Below are 13,332 nucleotides of genomic sequence, written 5' to 3' on the forward strand. Positions count from 1 at the left end.
GTGTGAGGGCCATCAGCGGTGCCCTCGTTCAGCGAAGGAGAAAGCAATGAATCGAACGCAACTGATCGGCCGACTCGGCCGCGATCCCGAAGGTGGCCAGAGTGGGAAGGGCGTCTACGCAACCTTTAGCCTGGCGACCAACGAGTACTGGACAGATCGGACTTCGGGAGAGTCGGTCGAGCACACGGAGTGGCACCAGGTGGTCTGCTATGACCGGCTCGCGGCAATCGCTCTCGAGTTCCTGACAAAGGGAAGCGAGGTCTACGTCGAAGGCCGTCAACGCACCACGCGATGGACCGACAAGGACGGGGTGGAGCAGCGTGGGTTGGAACTCCGGATCGACGAACTGAAGATGCTGCGCAGGGCACCCAAGGCGGACCCTGTTGTTGCCGCAGCCAAGGGCATGGCATCGATCGAGACGCTGCTCAAGGACTTCGGGTCTGGTGCACGAACCGATTTCACCCTGGCCGAACTGGCGAGCATGCTGAACAAGGTCCGGACGAACCTGGTCGGCGAGGACGACGACAAGAGGACTGCCCGTGAAAATGCCGCGCAGCGCGTCGCGGCCTGAGGCGGCGCCCGGTCCGAAGCCGCAAGCGGACGAATACGAGGCCGCGAAAAGCCGTGAGGCAAGTGAACGCCGGTTGAAGTCATTTCCCGCGCAGCACGCGGCGGGAACCGAAGCGATCCGCGGACGTAGGGTTGCCCCTCGGCCGCTAGAAGAAACCGCTGCGTCGTTGGGCGTGCACTCGTTGCAGACGGACTTGGTGGTTCGCATCGCCGTCATAGACGATGCGGACCGCATGGTCTACAACGATGTACGCGATCGCCGGGGCTGGCAACAACCTCTGTCAGCGAGCCAGGCTGCAAGCGAAGTGCGGATCCGTCACATGACAGCTGACGGCAAGCCCGCCACGGAGCCGCGCATGGTGAAGACGATCGAGATGGCAGACGCGTCCGTGATCGCCGACGCGCGCAGTGTCAAGAGGGCACCCGACTCAACGCCCTATTCCGTTGGCAAATCCCATGCGTCGCGCATCACTTCACCCTCCGCGGTTCCCAACGTGAAAGGAGCAGAAGCGGTCAAAGCCAAGCCTCTTGCTCAGCCGGCGATCCGAACGGAAGGCGACCGTGTTCGGTGAAGGCGCCACGCGCTGCAACGGCGTCAACATTCGAATTGGGCAGTACGTTTCTCAAATGACGTCAGTCGGCGCGGCCACGACCCGGTCGTACTTGCGCATCGCTTGTGGTTCGATACCAAGCCAGCGCGCGACCTGCAGGGCGTCGGTCCCTCGGCGCAGCTGGCGAATCGCGAAGGTGTGGCGCAAGCGGAAGGAACCGCCCTCGCTACTGTCCAAACCCGCGTCTTCGAGCACCTGGCGTGCGCATTCATAGTGCGACAGCTTGCTCCATGGCTTACCCGTGCGTGTCGAAGGAAAGAGGAACTCACCCGCGATACCGGTATCGGCACGAACCTGCATCCAGTGCTGGAGCAGCTCGCCTGCCCAAGGCGCGATGGGTGTCTCGCGCGGAAGCGAATTGCCATTGCCTGGCACCGAGATTTTCCAGGGTCGCTCGCGCACGCGCCCGCCTTGCGACGTTGGGGACTTCATCGTCAGCACACGCACGTCGCCCGGCGTCAGACCACCGCCAAGTTGAAGTGCCACCGCCGTTCGATTGCGAAGCTCCTGCCAAGTAAAAGACGAGTGGCTGTTGCGACGTGCCTCCGACAGCCCCGGCCGCGGCCGGGCGGCCGAGAGGTAGGCGATGAGGTGCTTGGCCTCGGCAACGGAGAGGAACTCGGGAAGCGGGTCTGCGTTGGCTGCATCGGCATACCGAACTGCAGGGTGGCTGGCAATCCAGTCCGCCGCCGCTGTGTTCGGTGCTTGATCCATCTCTGCCGCATGGTGACGAAGCACCCGGTCAATGAGTCGCATCAAGCGCAGCGCATGTCGAGGCGAGAGCGACAGGTCCGAGCTCTTTGTACCGAATCGCGCCGCATGGAACACCTCGAGGTCGCGCGTGTCCAGCGAGGCGAGGGTCACGGCGGGCTGCTCGCCGAGACACCAAGCCGTGAACGCGGACCACATCTCCCGATAGACGTCGATAGAGGAATTTTGACGCAACGTTCCGGCGGCACGCTGATCGGCCAGCCAGCTGTCGAAGGCCGCCCGGTGTGTTGCGACAGGGTCTTCGGAAAAGAGAGAAAGCGATGGCATGTAAACATACTAACGGAATCGGTGAGAAGTGCCATGAGTGCAGTTAGGCCAATCTCTTTGACGGCAAACCCGTTAGTATATTTAGGTTGGTCCCAGAGTTCCGCTCCGACCCCTGCTGGAAGATGCTTGATTACCGTGAACGGATAGGCCCATACTCGATATCGCCGCAAGGAACTCCGATGCCTGAGGGATACGACGACGATTCACGTGCAAAGCCTTGGAGCGGGTTGGCAATGAACTCCCCGGTCCACCAAGTCAGCTATTCGAAGATCGAGCAACTGGTGGGCCATCTGGTCGACCGCCTGGCCGAGGTTTCTGGTGGCGAGCGCTTTGACGCCGTGGTCGGGATAGTGCGGGGGGGCGTCGTTCCCGCAACGATGTTCAGTCAACGCTTGGGCGCCGAACTAGTGCTGTTGCGCGCCGAGCGCCATCAAGCCCGGGTTGAGTGGCTTGGCGAGGCCCCGCCCCCTGGCAGCCGGACACTTCTGGTGGATGACATAGCAAGCCGCGGCACCACGCTATCGCTCGCACGCGCGTTCGTCGAGGCCGCGGGGTGCCGCGTCACCACTTGCACACTTTTCGTCGACCGTGATCGCTGCGTCACACCGCCTGACCTGGCCTTGGACGCACCCGGCTTCGTCCGCTACCCTTGGGACCGACGCGAAACGACGCCGGCAGCACGCCAGTTCATTTCTCAGTATGAGATGCTTTCGCCAGCAGCTGAGGCTGAGTTCGTTGGTGTGGACTTGGATGGGATCTTGTTGCGGGATATTCATCGTAGCGATTACGAGCGCGACCTTCTCCAGACGCTGGGGCGTCGCGCCGACCTACCGCCTCGACCTCACCTCGAGCTGCCACCGGTGGATTGGCAAGCATGTCACGTGATCACTGCACGGCCTCAGCAGGACTATCAGGTGACCCGAGCCTGGCTCGATCGTCACGGGTTCGAAGCTTGCGGCCTGAGCTGCCGAGATTCCCAGACTCACTCGCACACGATCGACGGCGCGGTGGCGCACAAGGCACAAGCGCTGCTGCGTCTCGGCATTAGCCTGTTCATCGAAAGCGACCTGCAACAAACAGTCATGCTGGCTGGAGCCTGTCCTACCGTGGACGTCGTGTGGTGGGGTCGGTTCCGTCGGCTAAGAATCGGGGGCGTGTCGCAGGTGGTGCTCGGCAGCAACACAGGCAACAGAACACTCACTTCGCCCCGCTGAAATCGCGCAAGGTCAGCGGAGCATGATCGCACGGCTTCATGTCGAAGAGCATCCAGATTACGGCGGGGCACTCAGAGAGCAGGGCCAAATTGCGAAAAGGAGATCTCGACTCTGCAATTCTTGCCTCGTGCTGGGCCAGCGTATCCAGCGCTGTTACGCGAATCCTCCGTATGTAACTGCGCGCTGCAACACGGCTCTTTGCATGCCACTAGCATCGCCTCACAATGAGCAATGCCTGTCCCCGGTACAGAACATTTTCACCAGGCCGTCCTTGACGCGATAGGGGCGCTCTTCAGCGCAACTGGCGCCGCTTCTTTCTGCATCCCGATCCCTGGAACGTCGCCGCCCGTCTATGTGGCTGTCGGCGAGCCTGATGCCATCCGCATGATGCTGCCGGACTGCGCAAACGACTCCATCGCCTGATCTCGCCGGCCAGTTCCCTTGAGCACGACGGAGCCGCCCGCCTGTTTGCGAGCGTCAATGCGGCGGGCAACAGCAGGGCTTTCTCGTTGGCCGATGTGCGTGGCTGGCGCTCAGGTCCAAAACTTCCACCATGGTCGCCGGGTCATTCGCAGATGAAGCGGCCGCGTGTCCAGGCGGTCCAGCACGATGGCCGCTGCACCGAAGCGCGCTCGCGCCGCGTCATCTTCGCTAGTGGGAGAGACTCCTTGGCCGCCGGAAACCTCGCCATCGAGCGGCCGGGGAGGCGTCTTCAGGCCAGCACGTTCGGAAAGCGGGCCAGGGTCAGTCATGCTGCCATTTTCGTACCTTTGGCGTTGCTCCGCTCGAACGGACCGTTCGGCGCGCAGACCGACTTCATCAACGCCACCGAAGAGCTCGGATAAGTTACGCGGGTTCGGCTGCTGCCACGATAGGTGTGGTCGTAGCGCCTGTCCCGGGTAAGGCCAGCTTTTGCAACATCTCCGCCGCGAATGCGATGAATGCCTGACTGCCCTTGGCAGCAGGATCGAAAACAACGCCGGGCAAGCCATAGCTTGGCGCCTCGGCCAGACGGACATTGCGCGGGATCACCGTGTCGAAGACCTTGCTGCCGAAGTGCGACTTGAGTTGGTCGCTCACCTGCTGCTGCAGTGTGATGCGCGGGTCGAACATCACGCGCAAGAGGAAGATGGTCTGAAGATTCTTGTTCAGGTTGGCGTGCACCTGCTTGATCGTGTTGACCAAGTCGGTCAGCCCCTCCAGCGCGAAGTATTCGCACTGCATCGGCACGATCACGCCGTGCGCGGCGCACAGGCCGTTGAGCGTGAGCAGGCTCAGGCTGGGCGGGCAATCGATCAGGACAAAGTCGTATTCGGCGCCGACCGCGGCGAGTGCGGTGCGCAGGCGCTTCTAGCGGCGCTCGAGGGTGACCATCTCCACTTCGGCACCAGCCAGTTCGCGGTTGGCGCCGAGCACGTCGTAGCCGCACTGGTCGGCGGTGAGGCGCGCCTCGGCGACAGTGGCCGATTCGAGCAGCACGTCGTAGATGGTGAGCTTGAGCTGGCGCTTGTCGATACCGGAACCTGTGGTCGCGTTGCCCTGCGGGTCGAGGTCGATCACGAGCGCGCGCTGACCGACCTTGGCCAGGCCGGCCGCGAGGTTGACCGTGGTGGTCGTCTTGCCGACACCACCCTTCTGATTGGCGATGCAGAAGATGCGAGCCATGTATTCCTCGTGAAGAAGTTGTAGGTGTTTGACGCCAAGGCGATCAGCACGTCGCGGAGAGCCGGGGCGCTTTCAGAGTGCACGCTGCTCATGGGTAAGCAGACCTCGTAGAAAGCGTGGCCCGACAGTCTGCATTGCCCAGCACCCCCCGGGCGCCAGCGTCGCACGGTGACTCTCGCGGTCCTTGCCTCCCGAACCTTGATGTTCGACATGACGTGCACCGCGAAATGCCGACCCGTAGATCGACGCCCAACTTCCGATGAAGCCCCACAAGCAAAGCCCACGGGCGACTGTGCGCCACCCGTTGGTCCTCGCTGCACGTCGACCGGGATGTAGAGGTTGCTTGGAAAGTCGCGGCCGGGGATCTTGTCTGCGCCGATCCGCAGCACGCCAGCGGCTACGCCGAAGCGTTGACGGCGTCCTTCAATGCCTTGCCTGCTGCGAACTTGGGCGACTTGCTCGCCTTGATCGTCATCTGCTCGCCCGTCGACGGGTTGCGGCCGGTCCGCTCGGGGCGGCTCGCCACCGTGAAATTGCCGAATCCGATCAGCTGCACGGTCTCCCCCCGCGCCAGGGCCTTCGATAGGTTTTCGAGCACGGATTCCAGAACGCGGGCCGCCTCGGCCTTGCTGAGATCCACGTCGGCCGCGATCGCGGCGATAAGTTCGCTCTTGTTCAAACTGGAAGTCCTTGTGAAAGTTGGAGCAGAAGGATAGCGCCTGTGCAGGCACATGGTTTCGTGTGCATCTTCTCACTCGTTCCTTGGTCAGCACTGCAGGCCCGCTGGCAGCGCGCGCTCAATGCGCTCGCGGTGCTGCAGCCATGCCGCTGCGCGAGGAGCAATCTCCGCTGAGCCTGGCCGAATATGCCGGCCGGAACGCGGGCGCGATCAACATCGTCGGCGTGCAATGAAGGCGATGACAGCCCACGGGTCTCACGCAATCTTCGTCGGCTTTGATCCGAACGCCGCATCGCCTGGAGGGGGCCGCATGGCGCGACACTCGTCAAACCAAGGACCTCGAACCGTGACCGACCTTCAGATCCTCATGACCGGGGCGGCGCCTCGAGCCCGTGATCAAACTTTCGCTCGCAGCGCAGACCGCGCAGTCATCCGCTCCGACCGATCCGCGCTCCTGCCTGGCCGAAGCAACGAGTCCGCGATTGCGCTGCCCCCATGCAGCGGGACTGGAAACTATCATTGCGCCATGAATTTTTCGACTGACGAGCAACGCCGAGAGTCGCTGCTACTCCTGAAAGAAACGGCCGACTATCTGAAACGGTTGCCAGTCGTAACGGTGACGCAGAGCTTCATTGTTCGTATCGAGGAGCATCTGGCGGCGCCGACTTCACGTCTCACGCTTGAGCGTACTTTCGGCCGCGCTGGCACGGCCTACTCGCCGGCCGGAGTGCCGCTCTTCTCTGCGCGGCTCGTCGGCAGCGAACTCTCGATCCTTGTCCACAGGTCGAGCTTGCCGTTGCCCGTCGAGCAGCCTCTGCGGGTGAAGTTAGAGACCGATGAAAGTCCTCCCTTCGACAAGCCGGACCCCGAATAGAAGGATTGCCTGGTTGACGCGCAGATCGAGACGCCGCGTTCGACATGCCGAGGCGCGTGCTTCGTTTCTCGCGGCTCCCGCGGCCCACCCCAGCATTGGGGCCGCTGCTTGGCCTCGTTCACAATGCCGGCAACCTGGCAGCCCAAGACGATTGGACCACGACTGAAGGAAAACCGCGTGAAGAATCCCGACAAGCTTCCGAGAGGCCTATCCGATGAAGTGCTACGCCTTGGCGCCGGAAGGTACTCGAACCTGTGCATGAAAAACGGCCAAGTCTGCGGTATCGGGCAAATGCTGCTCACTCACGGCATCTTGGTAGGCATGTCGCTGCACTCATCTGCGCAACGGCGCTACTGCTACGAGTACAAGGCAGATGCAGTGCGTGCTCTGAACGAATGGGACGGTCACGGGCATCCGCCCGGCCCCTGGGTCAAAGTCAAAGGCCGCATGGGTGATGTGTTGCTCGATGAGCTTGGACCTGGCGCAACGAATCCAGTGGGATAACAACGAACGACAAGCCATGCAGCATCACATGACGCCGGCCGACGCACTGCGCCTGGCAATCAACGTGCTGAGAGACGCCGCCGAGGCCCGCAAGATGCCTTCGGGCATCGCGCTAGACGACGCCACGGCCGAGATGCACGCTGACGCTGCTGAGACATTGGAAACGTCCCTCGCAGACCTGCGAGCGCATGAGTAGAAAAACGCCAACAGCCGGCCCACAACCCGACGTGCGAGGCAGACCGATTCGTTCTACGTCGTTGGCGTTAGCTTGGGAGGCATGCATGCGGAGGACGCCCGTCTCGGTTCAAGTGGCTGCTGACACTTCCACTTCGGCGTGATCGTCCAAGTCTCACGGATTGAGCACCCGTGTGCCTTGAGTTTCTCGCGCCGACCGTATGAATTTCCACCGAAAGGCCCATTGCCCCCAAATGGAGTTGCCGCCTTGATCGTCACAGAAGACATCGTTCGCGCCACCTGGTCGCCCGAATACCAGGCCATCCGGACGCACTACGCCGACCGCATCGCAAAAGGTTCAGGGGTGGCGCTCCAGCAGCGCATCGACGAGGGGCTGATCATCCTGAGCGAGCTCGATGCCACCGAGGCCGCGATGCGCGCGTTCTGCCTGCACCCACTGTTCCAGGCAGACGAAGACCTGATTCATCATGGTCAGGATTTCATGAACAGTGTCGACGCCGATCCGTTCGTGATCCTGCTGGTCATGGAATTTCGCGGACGGGCCAATGCGTGGCCAGTCGACAGGGTGCATCGTTCGCCGGACGGACTTCGCATGGTGGCCGATGGCTGTCCTTCCGCCGGCCCCCTTGAAGCCGTGAAGCACATGCTCATCGCCGACAAGGTGCAGCACCGCAAGGACTTCATCCGTCACCACCGCGGCAACCATCCCGGCAGCGACGCACTGGACCTGTACTTCGACCGATGGCTCGACGCCCTGGACGTGAGCCTGACCGAGTACGAAGAACTCTGCGCGTCCATCGACGTCGCCAGGGCCCGAAGGTGATTGTTCGTTGATGGGTATCGCGAGCACGGCACACGATCGGGAACGCTTGTTTTCGAACGAGAGAACGGCAAACCGTGTGCGGCATGGCGCGTCCAACCCGCTTGTCAATTCCCGCAACGGGTAGCATTCGCTCGAATCCTTGCGCGCGGCGATGCTTGCCAATGACACCCCCCCGGCCGAACTGCGTCTGCGCGGTGCCAGCGCCGCGCAGCGCGCCGTCATGCTGGCGCTGGCGCTCGGCGCCACGCATCGACCCCGCACGTGGGTCTTCACGATGCTGGGCCAACTCGACGAGCGTGAAGGCGCAAAGCGCCTGACCAGTGAGCGCGTGCGCGAGGTGATCCGTCAGTTGAGCGACGCGGGATGGGCCGAGGAGAACCCCCAGCGCCAGGGCTTGTGGCGCCTGGCGCCGGACATGGACACCGCCGTCCTGCTCGACCTGCTCGCGCGGCCTGACTTCGACTCACTCGTCCTGGCCCTCGCGCAGCACGAAAAAGTCGACGGTCCGAAGGGCCTGCATCGACACTTCGCATCCGTGAACGCGGCCGCCGCGCTGCTGCGCCTGGAATTCTTTGCCGGCAAGCCGCTGGACGAAGTGGCAGATCGCTGGGGCGACGCCTGTGCGTGGGCCGGCTGGGATCAAGCGGTGGGCATGGCACTGTCTGGCGTGACGAATGTGGCGCTGGTCCGGCGCCTGCACCCATCCGTGCAAGTTCATGTCGTGAGCCATGGACTGCGCCAGGTCCTGCTCACGTGGGAGCCTCCGAGGCTGCCGCTCGAGGACTTGGCCACCGAACTGCTCGCCGTGCTCCCCGCGCCCAATGACCTGCGGCTGCGCATGCTGCTGGCGGAATATCGGCTCTGCAGTGGTCGCGCGGACGCGGCGGAAAACGAACCAGATGCCGGGATGGCCCCCCTGCTGCAGCCACTGCACGAGGCCACGGGCGAGGATGCCGTCTACCGTAGCTCGCTGGCCCGGGCAGTGGAGGCGGGCGTGCTGGCGACCCAGGCTCGCTGGGCACAAGCCGAACAGCGCTACGACACGGCGCTGGCGGGGCTCAGGAAGTACACCGGCCAGCGCAAGGGCATCCTGTCGGATGTGTTGATGCTGCCCTACCTGCAATGCCTGCTTTCCCAACAGACGCCATCGAGCCTGGACAAAGCATTGAAGCTGTGCCTGGCCGAGGCGGGGCAGCGCAAACCGACCGCGGACTCGCCGTGGGGCGCGGCCGCGCTGGCGGTGCAGATGCGCCGCGGCGACTCGCCACGTGACCTTGCGCAGTTCGCGCCATTGGGCTGGGGCGACGGCACCTCGCAGCTTGACTTCTGGCGCTGGCTGATGCGCGCCTGGCTCAAGGTGGACAACGCGGTGCAGCCGCTGTCCAAGGCTGAACACGAAGCCGCTGACGCATTGCTGGCCCGTCTTGAACGCGCTGGCTTGCACCGGCTGTACGCGCAATGCGAGGACGCATTGAACCTGCTGGCCGCGCGCCCCGTGCGACCCACTTTTTTTGTGCCGGCCGCACAGGAGAGCTGGCGCGCCGCGCTGGCCGCGCTGGCGGCAATCGGTGGGCCCGCCCAGCCATCATCGAATAGCAATCCGTCGGCGCCGGCCAAACGCATTTGCTGGGCGCTGGCACTCGATGACGACGGTGCCATTTGCGAAGTCACCCCGTACGAGCAAAAGCGTGGCGCGCGCGGCTGGAACCGTCCGCAACCGGCGTCGCTATGGGCGTTGTCGCAGGCGAGCAATCTGCCGCCACACGATGCGCAGGTGGTGCGGTGCATCCAGCGCTCCGCGCACGGGTCGGCGCGCGACCTGCGCGTCGACGCGGCCGCGGCCGTGATGGCGCTGATCGGCCATCCGGCGGTAGAGTTCTCGGATCAGCCCGGCGTTGCGATCACGCTGGAGGCGGCGCCCCCACAGCTCGAGGTGGCCGAGGTCGGCGAGAGTCTGCGTCTGACGGTGTATCCGCCGCTGCGCGGTCCATCCCCCACGCAGTGGTTCTTGAACGCTGGCGAAACGAGAGCAGCGGAGGCCTTGGCGTCGACCACCGTGATCCGCGAGAGCGCGCAGCGTGCCCGGGTCGTACGCTTCACGCCGGCCCAGCGCCGCGCGGCACTGCTGCTGGGCGACGGCCTCAATGTGCCGAAGGACGCCTCGAATCTGCTGCAACCTGTACTGCAAGGTTTGGGCGCGCACTTCCAGGTGCATGTGGACAGCCTGCCGGGCGGGCGCGACGTACCCGCGCAAAGCGCGCTGCGCGCCGAGCTCACTCCCCTGGGCGAAGGCCTGCGGCTGCGCCTGGTGGTCGCTCCGTTCGGCCCCGAGGGTCCTCGCACCGTTCCCGGCCACGGCCGCGCCCGCATGATCGCTGCGGTGGGTGGCCAGACCCTGGCCGCACAACGCGATCTCGCTGCGGAGAAGCGGCACCTCGCGTCCGTGCGCGAAGCCTGCCCGCTGCTTGGCGGCACCGAAACGGGGCCGGCCGAGTTCGAAATCCTCGATGCCGAGGATGCGCTGGACGTCCTCGAAACATTGCCCCAGTTGGAAGCGGTGCAGGCGTTGGACTGGCCGGCGGGTCGACCGGTCACGGTCTCATCGGTCGGGGTGGCGCAGTTGCGCATGCGCGTGCACAGCGATCGCGACTGGTTTGCGCTGGACGGCAGTGTGCAGGTCGACGAGGCGCAGGTACTGAGCCTGGAGCAGTTGCTGCAATGGAGCAGCGGCAGCCGCGGGCGCTTTGTGCCGCTGGGTGAAGGACGCTATCTGGCGTTGACGCAGGAACTGCGCGCGCGCATCGCCGATCTCTCCGCGGTGGTCGAACTGCAACGCGGTCAGGTCAGCGTGCCCGCGGTCGCAGCCTTGTGGCTGGATGCGACCCTGGACGGCGCGGACCGAGATGCGGACGACGATCTTCGGCAGCGCATTAGACGCTTGGCCGAGGCGCAAGAACTCGCGCCAGTGTCGCCATCCGCGCTGCAGGCCGAACTGCGTCCTTATCAACTCGACGGCTACCAGTGGGCGATGAGGCTGGCCGCGGCCGGGTGGGGTGCGTGCCTTGCCGACGACATGGGGCTGGGCAAGACCCTGCAGGCGCTGGCCGTGTTGCTGGCGCGTGCAGGCGAGGGTCCCGCGCTGGTGGTCGCGCCGACCTCGCTGATGGGCAACTGGCTGAGCGAGGCGCGGCGTTACGCGCCGTCGCTGAAGCTGTGCGCGTATGGCGATGGGGCGAATCGCGACACCCTTCTGGCTGACGCTGCTGCCCATGACGTGGTGATAGTGTCCTACGGCTTGCTTCTGCTGAACGTTGACGCCTTCGGCGCGTGCGAATGGCATACGCTGGTGCTCGACGAAGCGCAGGCGCTGAAGAACTCGGCCGCCAAGCGGACGCAGGCGGTGCACGCGCTCAAGACGGACTTCAGGCTCGCACTGTCGGGTACGCCGATCGAGAACCGGCTGGCAGAGCTTTGGTCCATCATGCGCATCTGCAATCCGGGGTTGCTGGGCAGCAGCGCACGCTTCAACGAACGCTTTGCAGGACCGATCGAGCGCGACGGTGACCGCGATGCGCAGCGCACGCTCAAGCGTCTGGTCGCGCCCTTCATCCTGCGCCGCACCAGGTCTCAGGTGCTTGACGACCTGCCCCCGCGCACCGAACTCACTCTCACCATCCGCCCCGACGAGGCCGAGCGGGCGCACTACGAAGTGCTGCGGCGTCATGCACTTGCGGCCGCCGAGCAGAGTCTGAGTGCAGGCGGCGGTCAGGCGCAGATCAACGTACTGGCCCAGTTGACTCGGTTGCGTCGTGCGGCCTGTGACCCGCGCCTGGTCACTCCCGAGCTGGGCCTTGTCGGCGCCAAGGTACAGGCCTTTGGCGAACTTGCGTTGGAGTTGGCCGCCAATGGACACAAGGCGCTCGTGTTCAGCCAGTTCGTGGATTTCCTGACGCTGTTGCGCGAACCGCTGGATGCGGCCGGCATCGGCTACCAGTACCTCGACGGCGCGACGCCGACGGCCGAACGCACGCGACGCGTCAACGCCTTCCAGGCGGGCGAAGGGGCACTGTTTCTAATCAGCCTCAAGGCCGGTGGTTTCGGTCTGAACCTCACGGTGGCCGACTACGTCGTGATTGCCGACCCTTGGTGGAACCCGGCCGCCGAAGACCAGGCCAGTGGCCGCGCGCATCGCATCGGCCAGTTGCGCCCGGTGACGGTCTACCGGCTCGTCAGCGCGGGAACACTCGAGGAGCGCATCGTGGAACTCCATCAGCACAAGCGTGCACTCGCCGACGGTGTGCTCGAGGGCACCGAGTCGCACAGCGCCCTCGATGCCACCGCGCTGATGGAACTCATGCGCGGATGACGCGCGAAACGAAAAGGCAGTGCATTTTTGACTGCAAGTCGCCTTGACTGGTCCCGTCGCTCTCGCAGGTCAACCGGGCGGCGCGGCCGCGCCAAGGGGCACCGTCCCCACTTGCCAAGCATTCGGTGCAACCCGCGCTCGCCTGGCAAGCGCGCTACATGGAAGCGGGCTACCTGGCGATCGATCCGAGCGTGCGCCACGGGCAGATCAACCAGTCCCCTATCCTCTGGGACGATGCGCTCTTTGCCTCGGCCAATGAGCTGCGGTCCGAGGCCAAGGACCAGGGCCTGCGACATGGCTGGGCGCAGTCCAGTCTTGACGGATTTGGCGTGGGCGGCATGTTGACCCTGTCGCGCTCCAGCGAGGTGCTGACGGCGCAAGAGCTGCGCGAGAAGGACAGCCAAATGCGATGGCTGGTCCAGGCCGCGCACATCTCGCTGTCGCGCTTGATGAAACACAAGTACGCGCCGCAGCCCGAGGTCCCGCTGACCCCGCGCGAGATCGAGGTCCTGAAGTGGACAGCCGACGGGAAGACGGCCAGCGAGATCGGCGACATCCTTTCGATCTCCGTGCCCACGGTGAACTTCCACATCAAGAACGTCGTGCACAAGATGAAGGCAGCCAACAAGACCGCTGCCGTGGTACAGGCGCTGATCTCCGGACTGCTGCACTGAGCGCAGCAGCGGACGCCCAGATCAACCCATCCGACGACCGACAAGACGGCCAACGACTGGACGGAGCTCCCGGCCCTTCCATCGTCGCCGTCGTAGGGGCCCTATGACGGCATCCCGTC

At 64.4% G+C, this 13,332-nt stretch carries 12 protein-coding genes and 1 pseudogene; 10 read left to right on the forward strand and 3 right to left on the reverse strand.

Features of this window, described 5'->3' with window-relative positions:
* Window positions 1–46: 46 nt before the first annotated feature.
* Window positions 47–571: a single-stranded DNA-binding protein gene (locus HB681_RS24720; protein WP_213957520.1), complete on the forward strand. Its 525-nt coding sequence runs from the start codon at window positions 47–49 to the stop codon at window positions 569–571.
* Window positions 540–1,142, forward strand: a complete 603-nt coding sequence (locus HB681_RS24725) for a hypothetical protein (protein ID WP_213957521.1) — start codon at window positions 540–542, stop codon at window positions 1,140–1,142. The genes HB681_RS24720 and HB681_RS24725 overlap by 32 nt, the downstream gene beginning before the upstream one ends.
* 51 nt (window positions 1,143–1,193) lie before the next feature.
* Here HB681_RS24725 and HB681_RS24730 read toward each other — a convergent pair whose 3' ends face one another.
* Entirely contained in the window at window positions 1,194–2,219 is a 1,026-nt protein-coding gene (locus tag HB681_RS24730) for a tyrosine-type recombinase/integrase (protein WP_213957522.1), read from the reverse strand.
* A gap of 233 nt (window positions 2,220–2,452) precedes the next feature.
* Between HB681_RS24730 and HB681_RS24735 the strand changes: the two genes are divergently transcribed.
* Window positions 2,453–3,433, forward strand: a complete 981-nt coding sequence (locus HB681_RS24735; RefSeq protein ID WP_213957523.1) for a phosphoribosyltransferase — start codon at window positions 2,453–2,455, stop codon at window positions 3,431–3,433.
* A gap of 668 nt (window positions 3,434–4,101) precedes the next feature.
* Window positions 4,102–4,278 (forward strand): hypothetical protein, encoded by a 177-nt coding sequence (locus HB681_RS24740; RefSeq protein ID WP_213957524.1) that lies wholly within the window; start codon window positions 4,102–4,104, stop codon window positions 4,276–4,278.
* Window position 4,279: 1 nt separating this feature from the next.
* On the opposite strand, the pseudogene HB681_RS24745 reads toward HB681_RS24740, so the two are convergent.
* Window positions 4,280–5,098: pseudogene (locus HB681_RS24745) on the reverse strand (AAA family ATPase).
* Between the two features lie 397 nt (window positions 5,099–5,495).
* The gene (locus HB681_RS24750) at window positions 5,496–5,831 is read right to left on the reverse strand and encodes an HU family DNA-binding protein (protein WP_256735088.1); all 336 of its coding nucleotides are present in this window, start codon (window positions 5,829–5,831) and stop codon (window positions 5,496–5,498) included.
* Window positions 5,832–6,123: 292 nt separating this feature from the next.
* On the opposite strand from HB681_RS24750, the gene HB681_RS24755 reads away from it, so the two are divergent.
* The 6 genes from HB681_RS24755 (at window position 6,124) to HB681_RS24780 (ending at window position 13,213) form a co-directional block, all read left to right on the forward strand.
* Entirely contained in the window at window positions 6,124–6,651 is a 528-nt protein-coding gene (locus HB681_RS24755; protein WP_213957526.1) for a hypothetical protein, read from the forward strand.
* A gap of 177 nt (window positions 6,652–6,828) precedes the next feature.
* Window positions 6,829–7,155, forward strand: a complete 327-nt coding sequence (locus HB681_RS24760; protein ID WP_213957527.1) for a hypothetical protein — start codon at window positions 6,829–6,831, stop codon at window positions 7,153–7,155.
* 16 nt (window positions 7,156–7,171) lie between these two features.
* The gene (locus HB681_RS24765) at window positions 7,172–7,351 is read left to right on the forward strand and encodes a hypothetical protein (protein WP_213957528.1); all 180 of its coding nucleotides are present in this window, start codon (window positions 7,172–7,174) and stop codon (window positions 7,349–7,351) included.
* Between the two features lie 246 nt (window positions 7,352–7,597).
* Window positions 7,598–8,173 carry a hypothetical protein gene (locus HB681_RS24770; RefSeq protein ID WP_213957529.1) on the forward strand — a complete coding sequence of 192 codons (576 nt, stop codon included), beginning with the start codon at window positions 7,598–7,600 and terminating at the stop codon, window positions 8,171–8,173.
* Between the two features lie 535 nt (window positions 8,174–8,708).
* Window positions 8,709–12,539: a DEAD/DEAH box helicase gene (locus tag HB681_RS38810; protein WP_213957530.1), complete on the forward strand. Its 3,831-nt coding sequence runs from the start codon at window positions 8,709–8,711 to the stop codon at window positions 12,537–12,539.
* 125 nt (window positions 12,540–12,664) lie between these two features.
* A complete protein-coding gene (locus tag HB681_RS24780) occupies window positions 12,665–13,213 on the forward strand; it encodes an autoinducer binding domain-containing protein (protein WP_213957531.1) in 549 nt (182 codons plus the stop codon).
* Window positions 13,214–13,332: the final 119 nt, after the last annotated feature.

The organism is Variovorax sp. dw_954 (assembly GCF_018449755.1).
Classification (GTDB): domain Bacteria; phylum Pseudomonadota; class Gammaproteobacteria; order Burkholderiales; family Burkholderiaceae_C; genus Variovorax.